Annotated in this window: 25 protein-coding genes; 9 read left to right on the top strand and 16 right to left on the bottom strand. The window is 64.1% G+C overall.

Annotated features, from left to right (window positions below; all coding sequences use genetic code 11):
- Window positions 1-3: 3 nt before the first annotated feature.
- Genes LOZ77_RS07745 through LOZ77_RS07730 form a run of 4 tightly spaced genes read right to left on the bottom strand, consistent with a single transcriptional unit; the run spans window position 4 to window position 3,381 of the window.
- Window positions 4-381 (bottom strand): DCC1-like thiol-disulfide oxidoreductase family protein, encoded by a 378-nt coding sequence (locus tag LOZ77_RS07745; protein ID WP_230281557.1) that lies wholly within the window; start codon window positions 379-381, stop codon window positions 4-6.
- Entirely contained in the window at window positions 378-2,027 is a 1,650-nt protein-coding gene (locus tag LOZ77_RS07740; protein WP_230281556.1) for a hypothetical protein, read from the bottom strand. The genes LOZ77_RS07745 and LOZ77_RS07740 overlap by 4 nt, the downstream gene beginning before the upstream one ends.
- Window positions 2,027-2,593 (bottom strand): DUF2141 domain-containing protein, encoded by a 567-nt coding sequence (locus LOZ77_RS07735; RefSeq protein ID WP_230281555.1) that lies wholly within the window; start codon window positions 2,591-2,593, stop codon window positions 2,027-2,029. Before LOZ77_RS07735 ends, LOZ77_RS07740 begins: the two co-directional genes overlap by 1 nt.
- Entirely contained in the window at window positions 2,590-3,381 is a 792-nt protein-coding gene (locus tag LOZ77_RS07730) for a glycosyltransferase family A protein (RefSeq protein ID WP_230281554.1), read from the bottom strand. The genes LOZ77_RS07735 and LOZ77_RS07730 overlap by 4 nt, the downstream gene beginning before the upstream one ends.
- 226 nt (window positions 3,382-3,607) lie before the next feature.
- Between LOZ77_RS07730 and LOZ77_RS07725 the strand changes: the two genes are divergently transcribed.
- From LOZ77_RS07725 to LOZ77_RS07710, 4 genes are all read left to right on the top strand, one after another.
- On the top strand, window positions 3,608-4,579 hold the full coding sequence (locus tag LOZ77_RS07725; protein WP_230281553.1) for a hypothetical protein: 972 nt from the start codon (window positions 3,608-3,610) through the stop codon (window positions 4,577-4,579).
- A complete protein-coding gene (locus tag LOZ77_RS07720; protein ID WP_230281552.1) occupies window positions 4,579-5,754 on the top strand; it encodes a glycosyltransferase in 1,176 nt (391 codons plus the stop codon). Before LOZ77_RS07725 ends, LOZ77_RS07720 begins: the two co-directional genes overlap by 1 nt.
- A 36-nt stretch (window positions 5,755-5,790) precedes the next feature.
- Window positions 5,791-6,606 carry a hypothetical protein gene (locus LOZ77_RS07715; protein WP_230281551.1) on the top strand — a complete coding sequence of 272 codons (816 nt, stop codon included), beginning with the start codon at window positions 5,791-5,793 and terminating at the stop codon, window positions 6,604-6,606.
- A gap of 136 nt (window positions 6,607-6,742) precedes the next feature.
- Window positions 6,743-7,894 (top strand): endonuclease/exonuclease/phosphatase family protein, encoded by a 1,152-nt coding sequence (locus LOZ77_RS07710; RefSeq protein ID WP_230281550.1) that lies wholly within the window; start codon window positions 6,743-6,745, stop codon window positions 7,892-7,894.
- Between the two features lie 5 nt (window positions 7,895-7,899).
- On the opposite strand, the gene LOZ77_RS07705 is transcribed toward LOZ77_RS07710, so the two are convergent.
- Entirely contained in the window at window positions 7,900-9,114 is a 1,215-nt protein-coding gene (locus tag LOZ77_RS07705; protein ID WP_230281549.1) for a TetR/AcrR family transcriptional regulator, read from the bottom strand.
- 161 nt (window positions 9,115-9,275) lie between these two features.
- On the opposite strand from LOZ77_RS07705, the gene LOZ77_RS07700 reads away from it, so the two are divergent.
- The 3 genes from LOZ77_RS07700 to LOZ77_RS07690 are packed head-to-tail and all read left to right on the top strand — an operon-like array spanning window position 9,276 to window position 13,765.
- The gene (locus tag LOZ77_RS07700) at window positions 9,276-11,834 is read left to right on the top strand and encodes a TonB-dependent receptor (RefSeq protein ID WP_230281548.1); all 2,559 of its coding nucleotides are present in this window, start codon (window positions 9,276-9,278) and stop codon (window positions 11,832-11,834) included.
- Between the two features lie 7 nt (window positions 11,835-11,841).
- On the top strand, window positions 11,842-12,840 hold the full coding sequence (locus LOZ77_RS07695; protein WP_230281547.1) for a 5'/3'-nucleotidase SurE: 999 nt from the start codon (window positions 11,842-11,844) through the stop codon (window positions 12,838-12,840).
- A 13-nt stretch (window positions 12,841-12,853) separates the two neighbouring features.
- Window positions 12,854-13,765, top strand: a complete 912-nt coding sequence (locus LOZ77_RS07690; RefSeq protein WP_230281546.1) for a tyrosine-protein phosphatase — start codon at window positions 12,854-12,856, stop codon at window positions 13,763-13,765.
- A 44-nt stretch (window positions 13,766-13,809) separates the two neighbouring features.
- Here LOZ77_RS07690 and LOZ77_RS07685 read toward each other — a convergent pair whose 3' ends face one another.
- Entirely contained in the window at window positions 13,810-14,793 is a 984-nt protein-coding gene (locus LOZ77_RS07685) for a bile acid:sodium symporter family protein (protein WP_230281545.1), read from the bottom strand.
- A 148-nt stretch (window positions 14,794-14,941) separates the two neighbouring features.
- Between LOZ77_RS07685 and LOZ77_RS07680 the strand changes: the two genes are divergently transcribed.
- On the top strand, window positions 14,942-16,045 hold the full coding sequence (locus LOZ77_RS07680) for an NAD(P)/FAD-dependent oxidoreductase (RefSeq protein ID WP_230281544.1): 1,104 nt from the start codon (window positions 14,942-14,944) through the stop codon (window positions 16,043-16,045).
- A gap of 77 nt (window positions 16,046-16,122) precedes the next feature.
- Window positions 16,123-16,977 (top strand): formyltetrahydrofolate deformylase, encoded by an 855-nt coding sequence (gene purU / locus LOZ77_RS07675; RefSeq protein ID WP_230281543.1) that lies wholly within the window; start codon window positions 16,123-16,125, stop codon window positions 16,975-16,977.
- Between the two features lie 6 nt (window positions 16,978-16,983).
- Here purU and hemN read toward each other — a convergent pair whose 3' ends face one another.
- Genes hemN through ccoN form a run of 10 tightly spaced genes read right to left on the bottom strand, consistent with a single transcriptional unit; the run spans window position 16,984 to window position 26,388 of the window.
- Window positions 16,984-18,297 (bottom strand): oxygen-independent coproporphyrinogen III oxidase, encoded by a 1,314-nt coding sequence (gene hemN / locus LOZ77_RS07670; RefSeq protein WP_230281542.1) that lies wholly within the window; start codon window positions 18,295-18,297, stop codon window positions 16,984-16,986.
- Between the two features lie 44 nt (window positions 18,298-18,341).
- Window positions 18,342-18,572 carry a hypothetical protein gene (locus tag LOZ77_RS07665; protein WP_230281541.1) on the bottom strand — a complete coding sequence of 77 codons (231 nt, stop codon included), beginning with the start codon at window positions 18,570-18,572 and terminating at the stop codon, window positions 18,342-18,344.
- Window positions 18,569-18,751, bottom strand: coding sequence for a cbb3-type cytochrome oxidase assembly protein CcoS (gene ccoS, locus LOZ77_RS07660; protein ID WP_230281540.1), 183 nt, complete (start codon window positions 18,749-18,751; stop codon window positions 18,569-18,571). Before ccoS ends, LOZ77_RS07665 begins: the two co-directional genes overlap by 4 nt.
- Window positions 18,748-20,901 carry a heavy metal translocating P-type ATPase gene (locus LOZ77_RS07655; RefSeq protein ID WP_370638057.1) on the bottom strand — a complete coding sequence of 718 codons (2,154 nt, stop codon included), beginning with the start codon at window positions 20,899-20,901 and terminating at the stop codon, window positions 18,748-18,750. The genes ccoS and LOZ77_RS07655 overlap by 4 nt, the downstream gene beginning before the upstream one ends.
- Window positions 20,898-21,344 carry a FixH family protein gene (locus LOZ77_RS07650; protein WP_230281539.1) on the bottom strand — a complete coding sequence of 149 codons (447 nt, stop codon included), beginning with the start codon at window positions 21,342-21,344 and terminating at the stop codon, window positions 20,898-20,900. The genes LOZ77_RS07655 and LOZ77_RS07650 overlap by 4 nt, the downstream gene beginning before the upstream one ends.
- Window positions 21,345-21,360: 16 nt before the next feature.
- Window positions 21,361-22,857, bottom strand: coding sequence for a cytochrome c oxidase accessory protein CcoG (gene ccoG / locus LOZ77_RS07645; protein WP_230281538.1), 1,497 nt, complete (start codon window positions 22,855-22,857; stop codon window positions 21,361-21,363).
- Complete coding sequence (ccoP, locus tag LOZ77_RS07640) at window positions 22,844-23,773, bottom strand: cytochrome-c oxidase, cbb3-type subunit III (RefSeq protein ID WP_230281537.1); 930 nt, start codon at window positions 23,771-23,773, stop codon at window positions 22,844-22,846. The genes ccoG and ccoP overlap by 14 nt, the downstream gene beginning before the upstream one ends.
- Window positions 23,757-23,921, bottom strand: a complete 165-nt coding sequence (locus LOZ77_RS07635) for a cbb3-type cytochrome c oxidase subunit 3 (RefSeq protein WP_230281536.1) — start codon at window positions 23,919-23,921, stop codon at window positions 23,757-23,759. The genes ccoP and LOZ77_RS07635 overlap by 17 nt, the downstream gene beginning before the upstream one ends.
- Window positions 23,918-24,760 (bottom strand): cytochrome-c oxidase, cbb3-type subunit II, encoded by an 843-nt coding sequence (ccoO, locus tag LOZ77_RS07630; protein WP_230281535.1) that lies wholly within the window; start codon window positions 24,758-24,760, stop codon window positions 23,918-23,920. Before ccoO ends, LOZ77_RS07635 begins: the two co-directional genes overlap by 4 nt.
- Window positions 24,761-24,771: 11 nt before the next feature.
- Window positions 24,772-26,388 carry a cytochrome-c oxidase, cbb3-type subunit I gene (gene ccoN, locus LOZ77_RS07625; protein ID WP_370638073.1) on the bottom strand — a complete coding sequence of 539 codons (1,617 nt, stop codon included), beginning with the start codon at window positions 26,386-26,388 and terminating at the stop codon, window positions 24,772-24,774.
- Between the last annotated feature and the right edge of the window lie 367 nt (window positions 26,389-26,755).

Here is a 26,755-nt window from a genome sequence, read left to right as displayed (position 1 = left end):
GCGTCAGTCGGCGATCTTGCGGCGTCCCATCAGTGCCAGCGCTGCATTGCGACCGCCGCGCAGAAACGGATAGGCCGCGCGCGCCAGCCGCTCGTGCCGCAGCACCCGCGCCATCAACCCGTTCAGCGTGGCCGACGGCGTGGTCATCATCGACAGCCATTGCATCGCCGCTGCGCCATGATGCACCGCATCGCCGGCGATCACGGCCATGCCTTCGTCAAGGTCGATATCCAGCGCCCGCAACCGCGCCACGGCGGGATGGCCGGACCGTGCATCGACCAGTTCGACATCGCCCGCTGCCCGTTTCAGCCGCAGCATCGACACATAGGCCGAACAGAACGGGCATTCGCCGTCATATACGATGATCACAGGCGCGTTCATGCGATGATCCGGTCGGCCTTTACGTCATAGACGGGACGCTCGGTATGCCCGATCACCCGCCGGTCCAGTCCGCCGTCCTGCAACGACAGGCAGACGGAGTCGATCACGAACCAGTATCGCACGATCCGGCGCTTGTCCGTTTCATAGAACGGGTCCGGCAGGATCGGGCTTGGCACGTGGTGGTGCGGAACAAGATAGTAATTGAGCTGCCCCTTGTCATTCAGCCGCGAGGTGATCTGCCGGTGATGCGCCTGAACAAATCGGCCGACGTTTTCTAACGGGCCCCATTCCTCGGCGGCAGGCTCTGTGCGGGCGGGCGCGCGGCATTCGCGACCTGCGACCAGATCGTCGTGATGCAGCACCGATCCCCAGATCGACGGATTGAAATGGCCCCGCCCGCCCGGCCACCAGATGCGCCCCTGCGACACCTGATAGGATGACGAGAGGAAGAACGCATTGGGCACTTTCATCCGTGTGCCGTCGTCCATCTCCGCCTCGAAATGCGGAGAGGCGAAACCCGGCGTGTCGTACCATGCCAGCGATGCGGTGCGGAATGTCGCCATGCCGACGATCACGAATGCCAGCGCGGTATAGCGGGCAGGGCGGGTCCATTCCGCGTCGCTGATCGCGGCCAGTGCGACCAGCAGGATCATGTTCAGCGCGATCCATTTCCAGAACAGCAGCCCAAGGGTGAACCAGACCGCCAGATGGAACAGGTCGAACAGCACGATCGACGCGATCAGCCAGCGGCGGCGCAGCGGGGCGACCAGCGCGAAAATCTGCACGCCGAACGCGAACAGGTTCATCGGCAGAAAAAGAAATTGCAGGACCGCATCCAGCCATTCGACCGCCCATGGAAAGGCGGCCAGTGGCAGCGTGCCCTTTTCCAGCGCGGCGGGAATGCCGTCATACAGCCGATTGTCGAACAGCCACGAGGTTACCCCGCCATCCATCGCCAGCTTGGCAAGGCCCGACCAGAAATAATTCGCCAGATGCGCGCCCACGCCCGCCGCGAACAGCATCAGCGCGGCCAGTTTCAACGCATCGGCATCCAGCCCGACTGCCTTGCGCAGCGTGCCGATCCGGTCGGCGGCGGACAAAAGCGCATAGCCGATGGCCCAGAATGCCAGTACCTCGGCAATATTGCGGATGTCGAGGGTGGAGAAATAGAAACCCGTCAGCCCCGTCTGCAATTCGCGGATCATCCACAGCAGCATGGCGGCGGCAAAGACAAGGCTGGGACGCCACAATCCAGCCAGTGCCAGCGCAACGCCGAACCAGCGCGCATGGCTGTGGAACAGCACCGCCGGATGGTCGGCAGGCATGGCGGCATAGGGAATGGCGAAAGGCTCGACCGCCATATACAGCGCCAGAAACACCGCGCCCGCGCGCAGGCCGCGCGATGCGAAGCGGGGCAGCGGGCGATAGCCTGCGGGCAGAAAAAGCGCGGCCAGCGACCCGACCACGCCGACCCAGACGAACACCAGTTCGGGTCGTTCGACCGCGATGAAATCGGTGCCATGCTTCAGCAGCGTAAAGCCCAGCAAGGTCGCGAACAGCGCCAGTAGCGCGGTCGTCAGCCGTGTCGAGGTGAACTCCGTGCCCCCGTCGCGGGCGCGAAAGGACGCGTCGGCAAGGCTGGCCATCAGCCCACCGGTCCGAATTGCAGACCCCGCAGATATTGCATGGTGACCGTTTCGCGCACCACCGTGCCGCTGCCGATCTGCACGCTGGCGGCGGATGCCTTGGGCTTGCTGCGCACGATATTGGGATCGTTGGGAAAGGCGACGCCATCGCGCAAATATCCGAACTTGCCGTTCCTGTCGCGGTCGTGCAGCACCACGATGGCATAGCGGCCCGCCTCGGGCGCGCGGATGCAGACGACGGGATCGCCGCTGGCGGGCATATTGTAACGCACGCGTTTGAACGGCTTGCCCTCGGCAATCAGCTTTTTGTCGGCAGCCAGGAAATCGCTGTCGTTCGCGGGATAAAGTTCGACCTGAAGGCGGCCCTCGCGGTCCTTCAGCCCCTTGACCGTCAGGCGCACGGCGGGGCCCGGTTCGGGGCTGCGGCAATCGGCCCCTTCGCGCCCGCGTTCCTCGCGCGGGGGGACGGGGAAAGGCGGGGCAGCCCAGGCGACAATGGGCGCGACCGTGGCAGTGACCACGGCAAGGCCCATGAACAGGCCCGCATGGGCGAAGAACGCATTCATGCTCCGGCTCCCTCCGCTTCCCACGCCCTCTGGCGCAGCACCGTGTCTCCCAGCGCGCGCGCGGCAAAGCGCGGGGCAAGGAAATTATTGAAAAACCGTGTTTTCATCGAGAAGGGGGTCAGGTGATAGGCAATCCGTTCGCCCAGCGTCCAGCGCACATTCCTGCGGCTGGTCCGCCGGTCGGACGAAATGCACCAGAAGTCGCGGTCATAGGCCTGCGTGCCCAGTTGCAGCACGCGATGCATCATCTCGTGGTCTTTCAGCACATAGGGCCAGATCGCCGCGTCATAACCGCCCGCCGCGCGCAGCGCGTTCAGGCGAAAGCATTGGCCCGCGCCGCTGGTATGGTTCTGCCGCGGCATCAGCCTTGCCGCGCCCAGCTTGTGCCAGCGGGCCAGCGTTGCCCTGAACCCGTGCGGATTTTCGGGAAGCAGCAGTGCCGCCGTCGCCACGCGGTCCATGCCGCCCGCGTCGAACAATTCGCCCGCGCGTTTCAGATAATGCGGCGGATAGAATGTGTCGGCATCGCAAATCGCCACAAGCTCGCTATCGGCGGCGTCGATACCGGCCTTTAACGCATGAACCTGTCCGGGCGTCGGTTCGGTAATGATCTGCGCGTCGATGCCGGTTTGGGCGATGATCGCGCGGGCATCACTGATGCAGCCGTCGGTCGATCCGTTATCGACCAGCACCAGCCGGAACGGCAGTGATTGCTGCGCCAGCGAACGAAGCGTGGCGGGTAAAAAATCGCGTTCGTTGAAAACGGGTATGACGACGGTCCAGCGCATTGCTTGTGATCACCTGCATGGTCGTTCGGGCCAAGGATTCACGCCACCCCATGACAGCAATTTGCGACATCGACGGGACAGTTCCGGCCAGGCCGTCGCATGACTGAAACCTTTGCCGCTCCGTCGCCGGGGCGGACTGAAACATTGCGGTAATCCAGTCGCAACACCGTCACGAAAGCGATGCAAGGGCGGGCTTCCACAGGGCGGAATCGAGGGTGGCCAAAGCGTGAAACCGACAGCACAGGGACAATCGGCCGCCGCACCCGTTCTGGCGGCGGACACGGCCATCGCGCCGTCGATCCCCAGCGGCGACCAGATCATCCGTGCGGGCAAGCGCCACTGGGCCAGATGGCTCGGATCGCTGATTTCGCTGGCGGTACTGGTGGCCGCGCTTTCGCAGTGGCAGCAACTGGATTTTGCGACGCTGCGCACCCTGTTGCCCACGTCTTTCGCGTTCTGGATCGCCTTTGTCGTCTATTACATGCTGGGTCCGGTCAGCGAGTGGCTGATTTTTCGCCGCCTGTGGCGATTGCCGCCCGCCGGTATCGTGCCGCTGCTGCGCAAGAAAGTCTCGAACGAGCTGGTGCTGGGCTATCTGGGCGAAGTCTATTTCTATAGCTGGGCGCGGCGCCACGGCAATCTGACGGCGGCACCGTTCGGGGCGATCAAGGATGTGGCGATCCTGTCGGCCATGGCAGGCAATGCGATCACGCTGGTCATGATGGCAGTCGGCTTTCCGCTGCTTTACGGTCTGGCCGACGGGCTCGACCTCGATCTCAGCCAGCGGACACTGGCGTTTTCGGTCGCCTTCATGGCGGTCAGCTCGATCATGGTGCTGGCCCTGCGCCGCCGCGTGCTCAGCCTGCCAAGGGACGAGCTTGTCTTTGTGCTTGCCATGCATTCGATCCGCATCGTGGCGGGGGCGGGCGTGCTGGCATTGATGTGGCATCTGGCGCTGCCGCAGGTCGGGCTGGTGTGGTGGGTGCTGCTGTCGCTGCTGCGCCAGCTGGTCACGCGCCTGCCGTTCGTTGCGAACAAGGATGTGGTCTTTGCCAGCATGGCGATCTTTTTCGTCGGCGGCGAAACCATGATCCCCGCGCTGATGGCGCTGGTCGCGGGTCTGGTGCTGGTGATGCATCTGGCCGTCGCGGCGGGCACAGGCATCTACGCATTGGTCGAGAAAGAGGGAGAGAGCTGATGCGGATCGTCGATGTCTGCGCCTTTTACACGCCGCGCGGCGGCGGCGTGCGCACCTATATCGACCGCAAGCTGCAAGCCGCCGGTCGCATGGGGCAGGAACTGATCGCGCTGGTCCCCGGCGAAAGCGACAGCATGGTGCAAGTCGCGCCCAATGCGTGGATCCGCTCGCTGGCGACGCCGACATTTCCGCTGGACCCGCGATACCGCTATTTTCACAGCGAGACGCAGCTTCACGCCGCGCTGGACGAATTGCGGCCCGATTTCGTCGAATGCGGCACGCCGTGGAGCAGTGCCGACATGGTCGCCAACTGGCGCGGCGATGCGCCTCGCGCGCTGATTATGCATCTGGATGTGTTCGCGACCTATCCCTATCGGTGGCTGGGCAAGATGATGGACCAGAAATCCATCGATCGCGGGTTCGACTGGTTCTGGCGGCGGCTGCGGCGTCTGGGCCGCGAATATGATTTCGTGGTCTGCGCAAACAATGAACTGGGCACCCGCACCGCGAACGGTGGCGTGCCGAATGTGGTGATCGAACCTATGGGGGTGGAACCGGGCGTGTTCGGACCGGACCGGCGCGACATGCCATTTCGCGCGCAGGTTCTGGCCAGTTGCGGCCTGCCCGATACGGCGACCCTGCTGGTGGGCGTGGGCCGTCATTCGCCCGAAAAGCGCTGGCCGATGATCGTCGATGCGGTGACGGCCGTGGGATATGACCACGATGTCGGCATGGTCATCATCGGCGAGGGGCGCGATACGCCGCGCATTCGGAAATCCATCGCGGGCAATCCGCATATCCGCTTGCTGGAACCCACCCGCGACCGCGCGGCGATGGCGCGGCTGCTGGCAAGTGCGGATTGCATGGTCCACGGCAGCGAGAGCGAGAGCTTTGGCATGGTCGGGGCCGAGGCGCGGGCCAGCGGCCTGCCGCTGATCGTGCCCGATCGCGGCGGCATGACCGATCAGGCCGCGGGCGGCATGGGATGGAGCTATAAGTCCGGCAACGGCCCTGCGCTGACATCGCGGCTGCGCAAGGTGCTGGGGCGCGGACTGATCGCGCCGACGCGCGCGCGTTCGGAACTGGCGGCTGCGGATGTTCGCACCATGGACCGCCATTTCGAAGAGCTGTTCACCCGATACGAAAGCTGTTTCGCCCGCCGCCGTGCAGCCTGATATAGCCATACGCCAACACATCGAGAGATTTCCGACATGACATTGCTCAAAGGGGCCCTTGCCCTTGCTGCTGCCGCCACCGCTTTCGCCGTGTTTCCCGCTGCTGCGCAAGAGGCGGTATCGGAACAGGTGATCGCCGCCGATCATGCGCGGCAGGGCGTCGCATCCGACGGAACCTCGATCTATGTCATCGACAATAACGCCATCACCCGCATCGCCATCGCGGATCGGCGGGTGACCGGCGAATGGACGGGCGATCCCGCGCTGTTTCCCCATCTCAACAGCTGTACGGTGGTAAAGGCAGAGCTGGTCTGCGCCTCGTCCAACTATCCGGCCGTGCCGCAGCTATCGACGGTCGAGATCTATGATTTGGCTTCGCTGGATCACACGCGCTCGGTCGTGCTGGGTGCAATGCCGGGATCTCTGACCGCGCTTGACCGGCATGACGGCAAATGGTGGGCGACTTTCGCCAATTACGACAATCGCGGCACGCCCGTTGGCCGCGACCATCGCGACAGCTTTCTGGCGCAGATGGACGATGATTTCCGCATCGTCCGCATGTGGGGCCTGCCCGAAGCCGTGCTCGAACGGCTGGCACCCAGCAGCGTTTCGGGCGCAAGCTGGAGCGAGGACGGATTGCTGTACCTCAGCGGGCATGACCGGCCCGAGCTTTATGTCGTTGCGCTGCCGGTCGCGGGCGGTGTGCTGCGCCATGTGGCGACGATCCCGATCATCTCGCACGGGCAGGCGATCGATATCGATCCCGTGGACACCGGCCTGATCTGGTCGATCGACCGCAAGTCCCGGACGGTGCATGCCAGCCGTCTGCCCGATCTGGCGTCGGGCGAATAGGCGTCCGGTTGCGGAATTCTGACCGCCAGTCGGCGCTTGCCACGAAAATGCCCCGAAAATCGCATCAACTTGCAGCTTTTCGCTGTCATATGCTTTAACAGGGACATTATCGACACGGGGGCATCGAAGGGGACTGATGCGCATACTGGCTCGCCGACCGCGATTGGCCTTATTCCTGGCCGGATCGTTGCTCTTCGCAGGGGCTTCGATTGCGCAGCCGACCGCGCCGCTTTCCACGCTGGAAGTGGCGATCCCCAAGCCCGATATTCCGCCTATCAAGCGCGTCGATCTGCCGGCCACCGGATTGCCGCAGATCGATGTGGCCCTTCCTAAACCGCCGCTGGCCAATCTGCCGCCCGCCGACTTTTCGGTGATGACCTATAATGTAAAGGGCCTGCCATGGCCGATCGCCACCGGCCGCGCCGCCGCGCTGGAACGGATCGCGGACCGGCTGGCATGGATGCGCAAGGGCGGAGTGCAGCCTGCCGTGGTCGTTTTGCAGGAAGCTTTCCGGTCAGAGGCGAAAGAGATCGGCGACCGTGCCGGTTACCGCTTTCAGATCGGCGGAGAGACCTTGTCGCGCACGACCTCGCCCGTATCCAGACGCTCCCCATTTCGTCGGCGCGCAAACGCGCCGCAACTGGATAGCGGGCTGGTGGTGCTCAGCGATTACCCCATCCTCGACGTCAACCGCGCCAGCTTTCCCGAAAGCGCCTGTGCGGGGATCGATTGCTATGCCGCCAAGGGCGTGGTGCTGGTCACGCTGGCCCTGCCGGGCAAGGGCCGGATCGAAGTGGCGACCACCCATCTGAACAGCAAGGGCGCGTCATGGGCATCGGAAAAGGAAACCGAACGCGCCTATCGCGAGCAGGTGGAGTTTCTGGTCGAATTTCTGGCGGACAAGCGCGATCATTCGGTGCCGCTGGTACTGGCAGGCGATTTCAATCTGGGTGACCGCGCCGAACGGCTGGCCATCCTGCCGCCCGCGCTGCTGGGGCTGAACGGCGGGAATGCGCCCGCCGAACCCCTGCGCCATTTTGTCGAGGCTGCGGACACGCATCTTGCACGGTCCAGCGATGCGCAATGGGTGGTCGAACGCGCGCGCGACATGCAATATGTGCTGCCCGGCAGCGGCAGGACGCTGGCCCCCGTGGCAGCCAGCATCCCCTTTGGCAGCGAAACGCGGGGCAAGCCGTTGTCCGACCACTTCGGCTATACCATCGAATACCGTCTGACGCAGAGCGACGGCAGCCTGATCGAAAGCCGCATCGCCGCCCGCGAGGAATAGGGCCCCTATTCCGCGCCCGAAGCGCGGTCGAACGGGGCAAGCGCGGCGATACCGGCTTGCAGCGCTTCACCTGCAGGCACGGCCAGCGCCAGATGATCGATCCCGCGACAGATCGACGAATAGGCCGCCGCCAGGGCGGGGCTGACGGGTTCGTCCGATCCGATCATGCTGGCAACGCTCCACCCCGCTGCCGGATCATGATAACCCCGGATCGCGCCGCGCAGATCGATGAATTCCGGATCGCGCGAAATATGCAGGATCAGCTCGTCATAGGCGCGCAGGATCGGTTGCCGCTCGTTCACCAGTACCTGCACGATGGCGTGGCGTAGATTGCCGGCAAGGCCCGTCAACCGTTCCGCCGTGCCTGCATTGCTGCGATAAAGCATTTCGAAGGCGCGCCGGATCAGGCTGGATTTCGACCCAAAGTGATAGGACGTGCTGCCCAGCGTCGTGCCCGCTTCGCGCGCGACATTGCGGAAGGTGAGGGCGGCAAAGCCCGATTGCAGCAGGATGCGCGCAGCCGCCTGATCGAGCGGGTCGGGCTCGGCCCCGTCCTCCGCCACTCCGAATTCGCGTGCTGCCATATCGCGGAAGGCTTGCCGGATCTGCGGGCGGGGCAGGGGATGGTTCTCGACAAAGGCGAACAGGACCTGCGCCGTCTCTCCGGTCAGGGCGCGGTCGAGCGGGCGGTTCCAGCGCAGGACATGCTGCGAAACCTCTCCATCGAAATAGAGCGCCAGCATCGCGGCGTGCGCCTCCATGCCGGTAATGGCGGCAAATTGCGTCCAGAAGCGACGCCATAGCGCCATCCATGCGCCATGCGCCTGCCCGTTGCCGCCGTTCGGAGCAGCGCTGCACGCCTCGCGCATGGCCATGGCGAGCGGCCGCTGCCCTTCGCACCAGTCGTCGATCAGACCGGCCACGAGCGCGGCGCGGGCAGACGTGTCGAGCGGCCTTTCGCGGACCCACTCCAGCCCGTCCAGCCGGTCTTTCACCCATGCTTCGGCCTGCTGCAACGCCTCTTGCTGCGCCGCCGCATACAAGTGTTCCAGATTTCCGAAGTGATAATCGATCGCGGATGCCGCGCAACCGGCGCGGGCCGCAATCGTGCGGACCGAGACATTCGCACTCGAAGAATCGCTCCAGCTGGCCAGTGTCGCGGCCAGAAGACGGTCGAAAGTCTCAAAAGTGACAGAATTGTGTATTTTTTCTGACTTCATTTTGATGTCTGCTTGTCTCTTATGGCAATTGTGCCGCCCAATTCGCGACTAATCAACCTCTCTATACAGTCGCTTATCAATATAGGGTCTTTGCGTCACAAAAGTTACATACAGACGTTCTAGCCGCCGCCCCGAAATCAATGCTTAGGGGTCTTTGGGTCATGCGTCTTACCGTTCCGTCCACGCGCCGTCGTCTGCTGTACAGCGCTGCTGTCGTCTCGTTCTTCGCCGCCGGCCAGGCATCGGCAGAGGAAGCCGAAACAATCGCTGCCGAAACGGTCAGCGAAATCGAATATGCCGGTGCGGATATCGTCGTCAGCGGTTCGATCGTTCAGGCGCAGGAAGATTCGATCGAGGCCAAGCGCAAGGCGGTGAACGTGACCGATATCGCCTCCGCCGACGCCGCCGCCCGCTTCCCCGATCAGAACGCCGCCGCCGCGTTGGCGCGCCTGCCTGCGGTCGCGGTGCAGCGCGATCAGGGGCAGGAGCGCTATATCCAGGTGCGCGGCGCGCCCAACCGCTGGACTTCGGTCAGCATCGATGGGGTGCCGATGATCGGCGTGGACGAAGGGGGCGAAAGCCGCGCCTTCCGCTTTGACGCAATCCCCGCCGTGATGCTGTCGGAAATGGCGATCAACAAGTCGCTGACGTCGGACCTGCAGGCCGATTCGGTCGTCGCGACCATCAACCTCAAAACCTATTCCCCGCTGGACCGCACGGGCTTCCACGTCGACGGCGATGTCGGTTACGGCTTCATGGATCTGGGCGACGGCGAACAGCGTCAGGGTTCGCTGCGCGCGTCATGGTCGAACGAAAGCTTTGGCGTGGTGGTCGGCGGATCGCATTACCGCCGCAAGCAGGTGACCGACAATCGCGAGGCATCGTATGACAGCGAGACGATGGACCCGACCAGCTTCTCCGTCCGCAATTACAAGCTGGAACGCTGGAACAACGGCCTGTTCGGCGGGCTGGAATGGAGCCCCGATGCAGGCCAGCGCGTGTTCGCCAAATTCATCTATTCCGAATTCAGCGATGACGAACAGCGCAACCAGTATGACTTTGGCGTCAGCGGCAACGATGTCGTCAGCATGCGCGGCAGTTTCAACTATGGCGAATACCGCAACCGCAACTACATCGGCACGATCGGCGGAGATTACGACGATCTCGACGGGTTCACCGCTTCGTTCAAGCTCAACTATACGCGCACCGAAAACACCACCGACCTGCCGCTGATCATGTCGAGCGCTTCGGCCCTGCCCGAGATGACGGTCGATTATTCCAACCCCGAATTCCCGATCTTCACCGTGGAAAGCGGCACTTTCGAACAGGCCGGCCTGTCGACGACCAGTGCGATCCTGCTGCCGCTGATTCAGGAAACAACATCCGACAGCTATACGCTGAAGGGCGATATTTCCAAGGAAGCGGGCGATCTGACCCTCTTTGCGGGCATGCTGTTCGCCGACCGCGATATTCAGGGCAACACCATGTCGCAGTCGAGCTATGTGCCGCTTGCCTATGGCATGGCGATCGGGCAGCCGTTCGACATCAATTCCTATATCACCGACCGCCCGTGGGAGACGAATTTCCCCTCCGGCCTTGCGCTGAACTATGCCGATAACAAGGCGATGACGGGCGATGCGATGGACCTGCTCGACGGGCTGGCCGCCGCGGGGCTGTGGGATCCGTCCAGCGCCATCGCGCCCACCACGCTTTACGGGCAAAAGGAACGCACGCTGGCGGGGTACGGCATGGCGCAATATGCCAGCGGCCCGCTGACTGTGATCGGCGGCCTGAGGATCGAGAAATATTCGATGGAGAACACCGGCCAGCTTCAGTCGGTCGCCACCGACGGGTCGACGGTCTTCACGCCCCAGACCTATGATTTCGACAAGACCGATTTCTTCCCCAGCCTGAACCTGAAGTTCGAGGCGAGCGACGATGTGGTCCTGCGTCTGGCGGGTCAGCGCGGCGTCTCGCGCCCGGCCTATGGCGCGATCCGCGTAGGGGCCAGCATCAACGATACGGCGACGCCGGGTACGATTTCGGGCGGCAATCCGGCGTTGAAGCCAGAATATACCTGGGGCGCGGATGCCAGCGTCGAATATTACCTGCCGGGCAACGGCCTGCTGTCGGTCGCCGGTTTCTATCGCTGGGTCGACAATGTGTTCTACAGCTCGGCCGAATTCGTCACGTCGGATTTCTATGACAGCGACGGGTTCGACCGCACCGGCTATCTCCTTGGCGGCACCTATAACGGGGAAAGCGGGACGCTGTATGGCTTGGAATTCAACGCGCTGAAGCAGTTCGATTTCCTGCCCGGACCGCTGGACGGATTGGGTTTTCAGGGGAATCTGACGCTGCTCGACGGTGATTTCGATACGCCCACCGAAAGCGGGCTGCCGTTTCAGGGCATGTCGGACACCATCGCCAATGCCTCGCTGTTTTACGAGAAATACGGCATTTCGGCGCGCGTCAGCTATCAATGGCGTTCGGACTGGACCGATACGCTGGGCGGCATGGGCGCGGGCGAGAACCGCAAGGGTTACGAAAACCTCGACGTGTCGCTGCGCTATGCGGTGACCGATGCGTTCACGCTTTACGCCGATCTGGCCAATCTGACTGACGAGAAATACATCGCCTATTCCGATACGATGGCTCATCCCACCGAAGTCGAACAGATCGGTTCGCGTTACATGTTCGGCATCCGTTTCAGCTTTTGAGGTGACCATGCGCAAGACCGCAATCGCAATCGCTACCCTTGGCCTGTTCGTGCAGGCGGGGGCGGCATCGGCCAGGAATATCGTCCTGTCGAACGACGACGGGCTGACCAGCAATGTGCTGGCCCTGTACAAGGCGCTGAAAGAGGACGGGCATGACGTGATCGTGTCCGTTCCCTGCCAGAACCAGAGCGGCATGGGCGCGGCCATTCTGGTCGGACGTCCGCTGACCCCGCTGAAGCAGAACTGCCTTGCCGATGCGGCCGAAGCAGGCGCGCCCGCTGCCGGTCCGATGACGCGCGAGGGGTTGCCCGGGGGCGACTTCTTTTACGTCGACGGTACGCCGGTGATGTCGATGCTGTACGGCGTCGACGTGCTGGGCCAGAAGCGTTGGGGCAGGGCGCCCGATCTGGTGCTGTCGGGCCCGAACGAAGGGCAGAACGTGGGCGCGATCGTGCTGAGTTCGGGGACGGTCAGCAATGCGCAATATGCCGCCGTGCTGGGCCATCCAGCCATCGCGCTGAGCGCGGGTGCGCGCACCGTGGACGAGGAAGGGCTGGACCATCCCGATTCCGCCACCGTCGCCGCATTGTCGGCAGATCTGGTCGAGGCACTGGCAGAACGTGCGGGCGATGGCCCGATGCTGCCCGCGGGAATCGCGCTGAACGTCAATTTCCCCGACAGGCTGGACGGGGCGGAATGGCGGCTTTCCCGCATCGGCACCTATAACGCCTATGCCATGAGCTTTAGCGACGACATGGCCGCCAGCGCCACGCCGGTGATGAAGGCGATGGCGGCAGAGCGCGGCATGGAAATTCCCGCCCTGCCGGGTCTGTCCTTTGGCATGAACACGGCCAAGTCGACCCAGGAGCAGGCTTCGGACGAATCCATCGTCTATCGCAGCGCCATCGCCGTCAGCCCGATGCAGGCGGGCTATGCTGCCGGTGCGGCGGACGAAGCGCTGATTGCCGAAAAACTGGCCGGTTTCCTGACCGCGCCCGCCGAATAAGGGAAACTGTTCGATGCGTAAGATTGCACTGCCGCTGGCAGCCCTGTTCCTGCTGCCCGCTTGCGAGCAGGCGGCAACCCCCGAAGCGACCGCCGAAACCCTCTCGCCCGTTGCCGCGAACGAGATTGCGCTGGCCGATGCGCGCCGCGTGCTCGATCTGGAAGGCGGGGTCAATTTCCGCGATCTGGGCGGCTATCGCACCGACGACGGGCGGATCACCAAATGGGAAACGGTCTATCGCTCCGGCTCTCCCGCAGGGTTGACCGATGCCGATGTGGCCGAGCTGAAGCGGCGCGGTATCCGCACCTTCTGCGATTTCCGCGCCAATGACGAGCGCGAGGCCGAGCCGAACCGCTTTGTCGAGGCCAATTCGGATGTCGAATACTGGACCCGCAACTATTCCAGCGAAAGCGCCAGCGGCGATCTTTCGGCGGTTCTGGGCGGAGAGGACGCGAGCCCCGAGAAGACCCGCGCGACCATGATCGCCATGTACCGCGACCTGCCCGAGGCCAATGCCGACAGCTATCGCGCGATGTTCCGCTTTCTGGCCGAAGGCGCCACCCCGCTGACGTTCAATTGCACCGCGGGCAAGGATCGTGCGGGCACGGGGGCGGCGTTGCTGCTGACCCTGCTGGGTGTTCCGCGCGAAACGGTGGTGGCCGATTATGCGATGTCGGACGATATCGTCGATTACCGCGCGCAAATGCAGGAAACGGCGGCGAAGAACCCTGCCTATGCCGCGCTGGCGCAAATGCCGTGGGAACTGGTCGCACCGCTGGTGGCGTCGGACCCGGCCTATATCAAAAGCGCGCTGGCCGCTTTGGAAGAGAAATACGGATCGGTCGATGCGTTCATCGAACAGGAACTGGGCGTCACGCCCGAAATGAAGGCGAAGATCCGCGCCAATATGACCGAGACGGTCTGATTGACAGGTCGGCTGGTGGGGTGGATGCCCTGCCAGCCGCCCGATCAGTCGTCGGAATGAGTCGAAACATGCCTGGTTGAAAGATGTTGGGCAATCGCGGCGCAGGCCAGCAATTGCAGCTGGTGAAAGATCATCAGCGGCAGGATGACCGGCCCGACCAGCGCCGCCGGAAACAGCACGCCCGCCATGGGCACGCCCGAGGCCAGGCTCTTTTTCGAACCGCAGAACAGGATCGTGGCGCGGTCGGCCCTGTCGAACCCCGCCTTGTGCGCGGTAAAGGCGACGATGCCCAGCACCAGCGCCAGCAGCACGCAGCATAGCGCAATGATCGCGGCCAGTTGCCATGGATCGATCTGGCGCCACAAACCGTCGACCACCGCCGCGCTGAACGCGGCATAGACCACCAGCAGGATCGACCCGCGATCGGTAAAGCCGACCAGCGCCTTGTGCCGGTCGATGAAGCCCGCCGTGATGGGGCGAGAGAGATGGCCCGCCAGAAAGGGCAGCAGCAATTGCACCACGATCGCCTCTATCGAGGCGAGCGTATCGCCCGACGCGCCTCGCGCCCCGATCAGCAGGGCGGTCAGCAGCGGGGTGATGAAAATGCCCGCAAAGTTCGAAAACGACGCCGCGCAGACTGCCGCCGGAACATTGCCCCGCGCGATGGAGGTAAAGGCGATGGAGGATTGCACCGTCGACGGCAGCAGCGTGAGGAACAGGAATCCCGTCGCCAATATGCCCGGCAGGAACAGCGCCGCCAATGCCGACGCGCCCAGACCCAGCAGCGGAAACAGCGCAAAGGTCGCCAGAAACACGGTGATATGCAGCTTCCAGCTGGTCAGCCCCGACAGGATGGCCGCGCGCGACAGCTTTGCCCCGTGCAGAAAGAACAGCAGCGCAATCGCCGCCTTGACGATCCAGCCCAGCCAGACCGCCGCCATGCCCGATACCGGAAGCAGGCTGGCGACGATCACGCTGACCAGAATGGCGATGCTGAAACGGTCGATCTTGCGGAGAATTCTGAACAATCGGCACCCGATATCAATGGCGGGACCGATCCGATAGCGCGTATCGCGATAGGGCGCTAATCCCATTGCTGCCGTGACTTTGTGGCGGTCAGCGGTCTAGTCCCGAGGCTTGGCGGGCAAATGCGGCCAATCGGGATGGGGCGAAGCAGTGGTCGGAACAGTCGATGCGATTGTCGTCGGGGCAGGGGTGGTCGGCCTTGCCATTGCGCGCGATCTGGCGCTGGCGGGCCGAGCGCCGCTGGTGCTGGATGGCGAAGCGCAGTTCGGATCGTGGACCAGCAGCCGCAATTCCGAAGTAATCCATGCCGGCCTGTATTATCCCGAAGGTTCGCTGAAAGCGCGCCTGTGCGTCGAAGGGCGCGGCTTGCTGTACGATTTCTGCAAGGCGCGCGGCGTGCCGCATCGCCGGACAGGCAAGATCATATTCGCGCATGATGCTGCGCAAACGGGCGAACTGGACGCGATCGAGGCGCGGGGCCGGCAGGCGGGCGTTCGCGATCTGGTCAGGCTGGACCGCGATGCTGTGCTGGCGCTGGAACCAGAACTCGCCTGCGCGGGCGCGCTGCTGTCGCCGTCGACCGGCATTGTCGACAGCCACGCATTAATGCTGGCCCTGCTGGGCGAGGCGGAGGCACATGGCGCCATGCTGGTCACGGGCAGCCGCGTGGCGCGGATCGCGCAGGCTGGCGGCTTGTGGCAGGTTTTTCTGGACGGTGCGGACGACGCGGTGGTGGCATCGCCCGTGCTGGTCAATTCGGCAGGGCTGGCGGCGCAGGAACTGGCGCTGGCAACAGAAACGCTGGACCCCGCCCATGTGCCGCCCGCCTTTTATGCGCGCGGCGTCTATTTCACCTATGGCGGCAAGGTGCCGTTCCGCCATCTGATCTATCCGGTGCCCGAACCCGGCGGGCTGGGCACGCATCTGACGCTGGATATGAACGGGCAGGCGCGCTTTGGCCCCGATGTCGAATGGATCGAGGCGGTTGATTACACCGTCGATCCTGCGCGCCATGCCAGGTTCGCCGCCGCTGCACGGCGCATCTGGCCCGCGCTTGATCCCACGCGCCTGCAGGCCGGATATGCGGGCGTGCGGCCCAAGATCACCGGGCCGGGCGAGGCGGCGGGCGATTTCGTGATTTCCGGCCCCGCCGACCATGGCTGCGCGGGACTGGTCAATCTGTTCGGCATCGAAAGCCCGGGGCTGACTTCGTCGATGGCGATTGCGCGCCTTGTTTCCGGCAAACTGGAATAGTTCGTGACGGAAATGCTGGACTAACGCGCGTCTGCCCCCCATGCGGCGCGACATATTGCGCCGAAGGAGTGGTAGAGTTGAACAGGAATTGCGTGCTCAGCCTGTCATGCGACGACAGGCCGGGGCTGGTCGCCGCCATCGCGGGCTTTCTGGCCGAACGCGGCGGCAATATCACCGATGCCGAACAATATAACGATGCTTCGACGGGCCGTTTCTTCATGCGCGTCGCATTTGACCACGGGCCGACCGATCCTGCCGATTATCACAGTGGATTCGGTCCGCTGGCGGCGAAACTGGGAATGGACTGGCGTTTGCGCGCGCCTGCGTACCGGCCCAAGGTGCTGTTGATGGTCAGCAAGTTCGACCATTGCCTTGCCGACCTTTTGAACCGCAAGCGTTCGGGCGAGCTGGTGATGGATGTGGTCGCCATCGTGTCGAACCATCCGAAAGAAGCCTTGGCCGGTTCGCTGATCGGCGATATCCCGTTCCATCATCTGCCCGTATCGCGCGAGACGAAGGCGCAGCAGGAGGCGCAGGTCAAGGCGCTGGTCACGGCAACGGGGGCCGAACTGGTCGTTCTGGCGCGCTATATGCAGATATTGTCCGATGACATGGCGGCGTTCCTGTCGGGGCGGTGCATCAATATCCACCATTCGTTCCTGCCGGGGTTCAAGGGGGCCAAACCCTATCACCAGGCGCATGATCGCGGGGTGAAGATGATCGGCGCGACCAGCCATTACGTGACTGCCGATCTGGATGAAGGGCCGATCATCGTGCAGGACGTGCAGGCGATTACCCACAAGGACACGGCCGAGGACATGGTCGCGCGCGGGCGCGATGTGGAACGCCGCGTGCTGGCCCGCGCGGTCAAGGCGCATCTGGAAGACCGCGTGTTCCTGAACGGCGAACGCACGGTTGTGTTCAGCGACTGATTGCGGTCATATCGCCGAGCTGAACCGCCGCGGCGATTGCTGGCGATAGGGATCGAACAGCGCCGCGATTCCGCGTGCATAGGGCAGGCCTTCGGGTGTGATATGCAGATGCTCGCCCTGCATGGCGGCAAGGCCGCGATCCTCGAACACGGCCAGCCGGTCGCTGACTTCGGCGCGCAGGGCAGGGGGCACCCATGCGGCCTGTTGGCACAGCAGCCCTTCGATCACCGATGCGCGCCGGCGGTCGTCATCGCTGCGGGCAATGCCGCGTTCGACCGGCAGCCGCCCTTCGCCTGCGATCATGCGGTAACGCCCGCTGTTCTTCTCGTTCTGCGACAGCAGATCGGGAAAGCTGCTGATCGCCGATGCGCCAAGCCCGATCAGAACGGGGGCCTCGTCATCGGTAAAGCCCTGAAAATTCCGGCGCAGCGTGCCCGACAGGGCCGCGCGGGCCAGCGGGTCGTGCCCCGGCTTGGCGAAATGGTCGAAGCCGACGGGGGCATAGCCATGGGTACAGAAATAGCTGTAGCCGAGCGAGGCCATGGCAAAGCGCGCGCCGCCGTCGGGCAACCGGCTGTCGTCGATGGCCGCCTGCCGCTTTACGATATGCGGCACATGGGCATAGCCGAACAGCGCCACCCGGTCCGCGCCGAGAACGCGGGTGCGGTGCATGGAATCGACCAGATCTTCCTGCGTCTGCATCGGCAGCCCGTACATCAGGTCGAAATTCAGCGATCCGACCCCCGCATCGCGCAGCCAGTCGACCGCGCGGACGATCTCGTCCTCGGCCTGGACGCGGCCGATCGCCTTTTGGCAATGGGGGGCAAATGTCTGCACGCCAAGGCTGGCGCGCTCTATCCCGACATGGCCGATCACATGCGCCCAGTCCGCCGTCATCGAACGGGGGTCCAGTTCGATCGACAGCACCGGATCGACCAGCGCGAATTCCAGCGTCAGCCGGTCCATCAGCCGCACGAAATCGACGGGGTCGAGCGCATTGGGACTGCCCCCGCCGAACGACACACGCCGCACCCGGGCATGGCGCGGCAATAGCGAGGCCGTCAGCGCGATTTCGCGATAGAGCGCCGTCAGATAGGAATCGAGCCGCTGGCGGCGGCCCGATGCGCCGGTGTTGCAGCCGCAGTAAAAACAGATCTTCTCGCAAAAGGGGATATGGACATAGAGCGAAACATCGCCCTCTGCGCGCTGGATCGCGTCACGCGTGACATCGGGCGATAGCGGGCCGAATTCGGCCGCGGTCGGAAAGCTGGTGTAACGCGGCACCGGCGTTGCCAGCAGATCGGGATGATAAGGCCACATGAGGCCTTTGTTTCACGCAGCAGGATAGGTGTCCTTGCGCTGGATCAAACTTTCCCGCGCGCGCCCTTCTTTTTGGCCGCTTCGTTCCGGCATGCGCCGCCATGGCAGCCCTTGGGATGGCAGGGAGCGGGTTCGTGCCTGTCCTTGCGGTTCAGGGGGATGGAGACGGTGCCGCCATCGCATAGGGCGACCGTGATCGTATCGCCCGCGCGCGCAGGGCCGGTGCCCGCCATCAACGGGACCAACGCGGTCAGCGCAAGGATTTCGGCCTTCACGGGTGTTCTCCCCCTGAATCGGCGGCATTGGCACCATCCTCATCCTCATCGATCAGGATGCGATTGGCCGCTCCGTCCAGATCGTCGAACTGCCCGCTGCGCATCGCCCAGAAGAACGCCGCCAGCCCGCATGCGCCCATCAGCAGGGCAATCGGGATCAGGAAGACCATGCCGCTCATGCCGCGTCTGCCTTTGCCGCGCGGGCCAGTCGCAGCGAATTGCCGACCACGACCAGAGAGCTGAGCGACATGGCGATGGCCGCGATCAGGGGCGTAACCATGCCTGCCAGCGCCAGCGGGACCGCGCAGATATTATACAGCACCGCAACGCCGAAGTTCTGCCGCACGACCCGCATGGTCGCGCGCGCCACGCGCAGCGCCGCGACCACGGGCATCAGCCTTTCGCCCACGAAGACCGCGTCGGCGGCCTGCTGGCTGGCATCGCTGGCCGTGCCGGGCGCGATGGATGCATGGGCGGCGGCAAGGGCTGGCCCGTCGTTCAGCCCGTCGCCAACCATCAGCGGAAAACGCCCTTGATCTTTCAATGCGGATAGCACCGCCAGCTTGTCCGCGGGCAACTGGCCGCCCGCGCCGTCGATGCCCAGCTGCGCGGCAAGCGGGGCGACCACCGCGTTCCGGTCGCCCGACACGATGCGCGATGCGATGCCCATCGCTTCCAGCGCGCCGATTGCCTGCCGTGCGTCGCGGCGCAGCGGATCGCGGAAACGGATCGTGATGCGCGCGTCGCCGATCCGCAGCGAACTGGCCATGGCGGCACCTGCATCCTCCACCCGTTCCAGCGCGACCCCGACATCGCCGAGCATTCCGGAAAGCCCGCGCCCGCCGCTTTCGACCACATCGGTCAGGGCGGCGGGTTCGACCCCTTCGGCCTGCAAGGCAGCGACCAGCCCGCGGCTGAGCGGGTGGCGGCTGTGCTGCGCCAGCGCCAGCGCGACCGGTTTTTGCTCTGCGTCCAGCGCCGTCACATCGGGGCGCGGTTCGCCAAGGGTCAGCGTGCCGGTCTTGTCGAAAATCGCCACGTCCACCTCTGCCAGACGTTCCAGCGCGCTGCCGTCTTTCACCAGCAGGCCGCGCCGGATCAGCGCATTGCTGGCCACGACCTGCGCGGCAGGCACGGCCAGCCCCATCGCGCAGGGGCAGGTGATGATCAGCACGGCAATCGCGATCACGGCCGATTGATACCAGCCTGCGCCCGCGATCATCCAGCCGGTGAACGCCAGCGCCGCCAGCGAATGCACGGCAGGGGCATAGAGGCGCGAGGCACGGTCGGCGATCCGCACATAGCGCGAACGCGACTGCCCCGCCTCGTCCATCAGCCGCGCGATTTCGGCAATGGCCGTGTCCGGTCCGGCGGCGGTAACGCGCACCCTGACCGGGTCCATCATATTGATCGCGCCCGCATGGACCGTGCCGCCCGCACCGATGCGTTCGGGGGCGCTTTCGCCGGTCAGCATGGAATTGTCGACCGTCGCGGCACAGCCTTCGACGATGCCGTCGGCGGCCAGTGCCTCTCCCGCCGCGACCAGCATCAGCATGCCCGGCTCCAGCCGCTCTGCCGCGACACGGCGCGAGGAGCCGTCGGGCTGGATCACGCTGGCGCTGCGGCCCATCCGGCCCAGCAGCGCCCCGATGCCCGCGCGCGTCCGGTCGCGCATCATCGCATCCAGCACGCGGCCCGCCAAAAGGAAGAACAGCAGCATCACCGCGCTGTCGAAAAACGCATGTTCGCCGCCCGTCAGCGTCTCATACAGGCTTAATCCCGTGGCGAGCAGCACGCCAATGGAAATGGGCACGTCCATGTTCGTCCGGCGATACCGCAGCGCCATCCATGCCGATGCGAAGAACGGCTGGCCCGCATAGGCGACCACCGGCAGCGCGATCAGCGCGCTGATCCAGTGGAACATGTCGCGGTTCACACCCTCTGCGCCTGCCCATACGCTGACCGAAAAGAGCATGATGTTCATCATGCCGAACCCCGCCACGGCAAGGGCGCGCAGCAGGCGTTTGGTATCGCGGTCGTCGCGGCCCAGCGGATTATCGGCCAGTGCCTGCGCCTCGAACCCCAGATGCCGCAGCGCGTCGACCAGATCGCTTTCATCCAGCCGTGCATCGTGGCGCACCGCGACCCGCTTGGCCGAGAAATTGACCCGCGCCGATGCCACCCCGTCCAGCCCGCCCAGCCCGCGCTCGATCTTGGCGATGCAGCCCGCGCAGCGCATGCCGGGCACGGTCAGCCGCGTATCGAACAGAGGAAGCCCGGTCGCGGTCGGGTCGTCAAAAACGGCATTGGCGGAGAGCGTGCCGGTCAATCGACTTCCCCTTCGCCTTTCCATTCATCGCCATGCGCGCTGACGGTCAGCCGCACGATCCAGCGCCCCCCGGGCAAGGGATCGGCACTGGCATAGGCGCCATCCCCGCGCGGCCGCAACGCCAGATGCGTGACCGTGCTGTCGCCCATCGGGCGGCGCAGCATGGCATCGACCTTCGCACTGGCGGGCACGCCGCCGGTTGCAATCGCCAGCCTGCCGTCCGGTGCCCGCGCCATGGTGGCGGACCAGCCAAGCGCTTCCTGCGCGCGGGCGCGATCCAGCCAGCCGTTATAATTCTGGCTGGCGACATAGGAGTTTTCGACGACCACGCCGTTGAACCCCTTTACCGCGAATGCGGCCATGGTGAAATTGACCGCGACCACGATGCCAAAGCCGGTGACCAGCACCGCCAGCATGTGTTTTCCGGTGAATTCGCCCTTCATTGCTTGCTTCCCGCCATCATTGCCCCCCCGGCGCGGAGAACCGCGTTTCTTCCGCATCCTGTTCGCGCTGTTCGTCCTGAGAGGTGACGAGGATGCGGAATTCCTGTTCCCCGGTGCCGGCAGGCGCGGCGATATAGGCGCGCACCGTCTGCGTCTGGTCGGCATCGACATGCACGATTTGCGTGGGGGCGGCATTGTCGCGCATGATCGTATCGGTCCACATCACCGCGCCGGGCAGGCCCTGTACCGCGACTTCCATGTCGCGCGGCCTGCTCTCCATATTGCGCAGTTTCAGCGTATAGGCATTGCGGATCGTGCCGTCGGACAGCACCATGAAGGGCGGGTTGCGATCGGGCGATACGGTCAGGCCGGTATGGCTGCGATTGCCCAGCGCGAACAACATGACAAGGCCGATGGCGACCCAGATGCCGAAATAGACGATGGTGCGCGGTCGCAGCAGAGTTTTCAGGATCGGGCGCGGCGGCGCGCCTTCGGCCTCGGCCTTGCAATCTTCCAGCGTGGCGTAATCGATCAGACCGCGCGGGCGGCCCACATCCTTCATCACGCGGTCGCACGCATCGATGCACAGCGCGCAGGTGATGCAGCCGATCTGCGGCCCTTCGCGGATGTCGATGCCGGTGGGGCATACCGCAACGCACTGGTTGCAATCGATGCAGTCCCCGAACGCGTCGGGCGCTTTCGCGGCCTTCTTCACGCTTCCGCGCGGTTCCCCGCGCCAGTCCTTATATGTGACGATCAGCGATTTCTCGTCCAGCATCGCGGTCTGGATGCGCGGCCATGGGCACATATAGATGCACACCTGTTCGCGCATGAAACCGCCCAGCGCGAATGTGGTAAAGGTCAGCACCGCCACCGTGGCATAGGCGACCGGATCGGCGGTTCCCGTAAAGAATTCGCGCAGCAATGTGGGCGCATCGGCAAAATACAGGATCCACGCGCCGCCGGTGGCAAAGGCAATGGCCAGATAGATCGTCCATTTGAACGCGCGCCGCGCGATCTTGGCAGGGCCCCACGGCGCCTTGTCCAGCCGGATGCGTGCATTGCGGTCGCCATCGACCAGCCGGTCGATATGCTGGAACAGGTCGGTCCACACGGTTTGCGGACAGGCATAGCCGCACCACGCGCGCCCCACCGCGCTGGTGACGAGGAACAGGCCGATCCCCGCCATGATCAGCAGCCCCGCGACGTAATAGAATTCGTGCGGCCAGATCTCTATGCCGAACATATAGAAGCGGCGATTGGCCAGATCGACCAGCACTGCCTGATCGGGTGCATAGGGACCGCGGTCCCAGCGCAGCCAGGGCGTGATGTAGTAAATCGCCAGCGTGACGACCATGACGAACCATTTGAAGCGCCGGAACGGGCCGTCGATGCGCTTGTTATGGACGACATTGTGCTTTTCATAGAGCTGGAGCGGCGGGGCATCTGCCGAAGATGCCCCGCTTTGTGTGCCCTTGTCGGGCCGCTTCAGATCGCCGTCACCGTGCTGCATCGGCCTCGTCCGGGGTAGCTGGCGCAGTTTCGGGCACGACATCCTCGCCCCCGCCCAGCGAGTGGACATAGGCAGCCAGCATCTTGATCGTCACCGGATCGAGCCTGCCCTGCCACGCGGGCATGACGCCCATGCGCGGATTCAGGATCTGCGCGGCAATATCCTCCCGGCTGTCGCCATAGATCCAGATCGCATCGCCCAGATCGGGCGCGCCGAATTCGCGCATGCCCTGTCCGGTCGGGCCATGGCAGGCCGCGCAATTATCGGCATAGAGCTGCGCGCCTGTCGCATTCGCCTTACCCCGCCCGCTGAACGACAACACCTGATCGGTCAGCGCGGCCAGCTGCGGCGCTTCGAACATGCCGGCAAAGGCGGGCATGACCGACAGATGGGTTTCATCGTCGCCCGGATGGCGGATGCCGTGCCGGATCGTGCGTTCGATCGCTTTCAGATCGCCGCCCCACAGCCAGTCGTCGTCGTTCAGATTGGGATAGCCCTTGGCCCCGCCAGCCGCGCTGCCCGCTGCGCCCGAGCCGTGACACTGCACGCAATTCACCTGAAACGCGGCGCGGCCACCGGCCACGGCCTGCGCCATCATGGTCGAATCCTCGGGCAGCCGCTCGATCGGAATGCGGGCCAGTTGCGCGCGAAAGGCGCTGCGCCCGTCTTCCACCGCGGCCAGTTCCTTTTGCAGCTCGCCGCGGCTGCTCCATCCCAGATAGCCCTTGGTCGCGCTGTCGATCATCGGCCATGCCGGATAGGCAATGACATAGCCGATCGAAAACACGATGGTCGCATAGAACACCCACAGCCACCAGCGGGGCAGGGGGGTGTCCAGCTCCTCGATACCGTCCCATTCATGCCCGACGGTGTGGGTGCCGGTGGGCTCGTCGAACCGTTTATTCTCCACCGTCATTCTCCTCGAAGATCGAGTTTGCAGCCGTCCGGTTGTGCTTCTTTGCGCCGGGGCGGAACGGCCATGCGCACAGGGTGACAAAGATCGCGAACATCACGACCAGCCCGATGCCGTCCGCGAAATGGCGCAGCGTGTCATAGGTGCTCATCGCGGTTGCTCCCCTTCCACTTGGCCTTCGATACCGGCTTGCTCCGCTTCGTTCGCGGGGGTGCGCAGGGCGGGGTCATCCACGGCGATTTCCTCCATCGCGGCGGCGCTTTCGAAATCGACCAGAGTGCCCAGCATCTGCAGATAGGCGATGACCGCATCCATCTCGGTCAGGCGCTGCGGATTGCCGTCGAAATCGCGGATCTGCGCCTTGGGATAGCGGTCGGCCAGATCGCCCGCGTCGATGGCATCGCCCGCCTGCGCGCGCAGGTCCGCCTTCGCATTGTCGATATCGGTTTGCGTATAGGGCACGCCGATCGACGCCAGCGCCGACAGGTTTCTGGAAATATCGGGCACGTCGAGGTCGTTTTCGGCCAGGAACCCGTATTGCGGCATCACGCTTTGCGGCACCACGCTTTGCGGGTCTTTGAGATGCTGGACATGCCATTCGTCAGAGTATCGTCCGCCCACGCGGGCAAGATCGGGCCCCGTGCGTTTCGACCCCCACTGGAACGGATGGTCGTACATCGATTCCGCGGCCAGGCTGTAATGGCCGTAACGCTCCACCTCGTCACGGAAGGGGCGGATCATCTGGCTGTGGCAAGTATAGCACCCCTCGCGGATATAGATGTCGCGTCCTGCCAGCTCCAGCGGGGAGTAGGGGCGAACGCCTTCCACTTCCTCGATCGTGTTGTCGATCCAGAACAGGGGCGCGATTTCCACGATCCCGCCGATGGCAACGGCGACGAAAGTCCCGATGCTCAGCAGGGTGATGTTGCGTTCCAGCTTCTTGTGCTTGTTCATGATGCCCTTGGCTTCGGGCTGCGCTGTCGTGCTCATCAGATGGCTCCTCATTCGGCCGGAACGGCAGCGGGAAGGGGGCGGTCGGCCTGCGGGTTGTAGGCCGCGTCGCGCATCGGCGCTTCGTCGCGCAGCCTGCCCGCCAGCGTCATCCAGAAATTATAGGACATGACCAGCGCGCCCGAGAGATAGAGCAGCCCGCCGAACGCGCGCAGCACATACATTGGGAACATGGCGGCAACCGTGTCGGCGAACGACCAGACGAGATAGCCGTCGGGGCCGTATTCGCGCCACATCAGGCCCTGCATCACGCCTGCGACCCACATGCTGGCGGCATAGAAAACGATGCCGGTGGTCGCGAGCCAGAAGTGCCAGTTGATCATGCGCAGCGAATACATCCGCTCGCGCTTCCACAGGCGCGGCATCAGGTAATACATGCAGGCAAAGGTGATCATGCCGTTCCACCCCAGCGCGCCGGAATGGACGTGGCCGATGGTCCAGTCGGTATAATGCGACAGGCTGTTGACGCTTTTGATCGACAGCATCGGCCCTTCGAAAGTGGACATGCCGTAAAAGGCCAGCGCCATCACCATCATGCGGATGATCGGATCGGTGCGCACCTTGTCCCACGCGCCGTTCAGCGTCATCAACCCGTTGATCATGCCGCCCCAGCTGGGCATCCACAGCATCACGGAAAACACCATGCCCAGCGTCTGCGCCCAGTCGGGCAGGGCAGTATAGTGAAGGTGGTGCGGACCCGCCCAGATATACAGGAAGATCAGCGACCAGAAGTGGATGATGGACAGGCGATAGGAATAGACCGGACGTTCGGCCTGTTTGGGCACGAAGTAGTACATCATGGCCAGAAAGCCCGCGGTCAGGAAAAAGCCCACCGCGTTATGGCCGTACCACCACTGGGTCAGCGCGTCCTGAACCCCGCTGAACAGCGAATAGCTGCGCGTGCCCATCAGGCTGACGGGGACCGCCAGATTATTGACGATATGCAGCATGGCGATGGTGACGATGAACGCCAGATAGAACCAGTTCGCCACATAGATATGCGGTTCGCTGCGCTTCAGGATCGTGCCGACGAACACCGCGAAATAGGCGACCCAGACGATGGTCAGCCACAGATCGACATACCATTCCGGCTCGGCATATTCCTTGGACTGCGTGATGCCGAGGAGATAGCCGGTCGCGGCCAGCACGATGAACAGCTGATACCCCCAGAACACGAAACGGGCGAGCGAAGGGAAGGCCAGTTGCGCGCGGCAGGTGCGCTGCACCACGTAAAAGCTGGTCGCGATCAGCGCATTGCCGCCGAACGCGAAAATCACCGCGCTGGTGTGCAGCGGACGCAGGCGCCCGAAATTGAGGTAGGGTTCAAGGTTCAGCCATGGGAACGACAGCTGAAGCGCGATGAACACGCCCGCCAGCAATCCGGCAAGGCCCCAGAACATCGTCGCGATCACGCCCCAGCGGACCGGATCGTCATCGTACATGCCGGTATTGGCGGGCATTTTGAAAAAGCTGCGCGCCTTTGACGCGGGATCGAACCGCGCGGCCGACACCCACATCAGTACGAAACCGACAAGGGCAATGATGGTGGCATGGGCGGCAAAGCCCTTGTCCGGTGTGACCAGGGCGACAAACCCGGCCAGAAGCATCACGCCAAACCATAGGATGACGCGTCCGACTGCCGATTCCGCTTGCATGAAAAGAGTCCTCCGTTCCGCCTTGTCCTGTCGGACTAGGCGGCGCGACCCGTGGCCGCATTGATCCAAAGCAAATTTGAAAGGTCTAGCCCCATTCAGCCTGCGACGCGAAATTGTCGGGGCGGGGGCGGGCATTGCCTGCCCGATCTCAGGGCTAACCCTGATCGGGAGGACAGGACACGCCGCGCCAATGCCGCAAACCGGCTGCCGGATGGCCGGATGCACCGCAACAGGCTGCAAGAGCCGCGAATCGGCATCGCGGGCCGGGCCGGGCGCATGGGAATGGTCGTCATCATGCGGAAACCCCTGGCCCGATTAC

The organism is Croceicoccus sp. Ery15, assembly GCF_020985305.1.
Taxonomy (GTDB): Bacteria; Pseudomonadota; Alphaproteobacteria; order Sphingomonadales; family Sphingomonadaceae; genus Croceicoccus.
Note: the sequence above shows the minus strand (reverse complement) of the source record. Positions and strands in the feature narration are given on the sequence as shown.

Bases quoted from the DNA above. Each gene is read 5' to 3' on its own strand.
- LOZ77_RS07745 (WP_230281557.1), bottom strand. From the start codon at position 381: ATGAACGCGCCTGTGATCATCGTATATGACGGCGAATGCCCGTTCTGT.
- LOZ77_RS07740 (WP_230281556.1), bottom strand. From the start codon at position 2,027: ATGGCCAGCCTTGCCGACGCGTCCTTTCGCGCCCGCGACGGGGGCACG.
- LOZ77_RS07735 (WP_230281555.1), bottom strand. From the start codon at position 2,593: ATGAATGCGTTCTTCGCCCATGCGGGCCTGTTCATGGGCCTTGCCGTG.
- LOZ77_RS07730 (WP_230281554.1), bottom strand. From the start codon at position 3,381: ATGCGCTGGACCGTCGTCATACCCGTTTTCAACGAACGCGATTTTTTA.
- LOZ77_RS07720 (WP_230281552.1), top strand. From the start codon at position 4,579: ATGCGGATCGTCGATGTCTGCGCCTTTTACACGCCGCGCGGCGGCGGC.
- LOZ77_RS07715 (WP_230281551.1), top strand. From the start codon at position 5,791: ATGACATTGCTCAAAGGGGCCCTTGCCCTTGCTGCTGCCGCCACCGCT.
- LOZ77_RS07710 (WP_230281550.1), top strand. From the start codon at position 6,743: ATGCGCATACTGGCTCGCCGACCGCGATTGGCCTTATTCCTGGCCGGA.
- LOZ77_RS07705 (WP_230281549.1), bottom strand. From the start codon at position 9,114: ATGAAGTCAGAAAAAATACACAATTCTGTCACTTTTGAGACTTTCGAC.
- LOZ77_RS07700 (WP_230281548.1), top strand. From the start codon at position 9,276: ATGCGTCTTACCGTTCCGTCCACGCGCCGTCGTCTGCTGTACAGCGCT.
- LOZ77_RS07695 (WP_230281547.1), top strand. From the start codon at position 11,842: ATGCGCAAGACCGCAATCGCAATCGCTACCCTTGGCCTGTTCGTGCAG.
- LOZ77_RS07690 (WP_230281546.1), top strand. From the start codon at position 12,854: ATGCGTAAGATTGCACTGCCGCTGGCAGCCCTGTTCCTGCTGCCCGCT.
- hemN (WP_230281542.1), bottom strand. From the start codon at position 18,297: ATGTGGCCTTATCATCCCGATCTGCTGGCAACGCCGGTGCCGCGTTAC.
- ccoS (WP_230281540.1), bottom strand. From the start codon at position 18,751: ATGAGCGGCATGGTCTTCCTGATCCCGATTGCCCTGCTGATGGGCGCA.
- LOZ77_RS07650 (WP_230281539.1), bottom strand. From the start codon at position 21,344: ATGAAGGGCGAATTCACCGGAAAACACATGCTGGCGGTGCTGGTCACC.
- ccoG (WP_230281538.1), bottom strand. From the start codon at position 22,857: ATGCAGCACGGTGACGGCGATCTGAAGCGGCCCGACAAGGGCACACAA.
- ccoP (WP_230281537.1), bottom strand. From the start codon at position 23,773: ATGACGGTGGAGAATAAACGGTTCGACGAGCCCACCGGCACCCACACC.
- LOZ77_RS07635 (WP_230281536.1), bottom strand. From the start codon at position 23,921: ATGAGCACCTATGACACGCTGCGCCATTTCGCGGACGGCATCGGGCTG.
- ccoO (WP_230281535.1), bottom strand. From the start codon at position 24,760: ATGAGCACGACAGCGCAGCCCGAAGCCAAGGGCATCATGAACAAGCAC.
- ccoN (WP_370638073.1), bottom strand. From the start codon at position 26,388: ATGCTTCTGGCCGGGTTTGTCGCCCTGGTCACACCGGACAAGGGCTTT.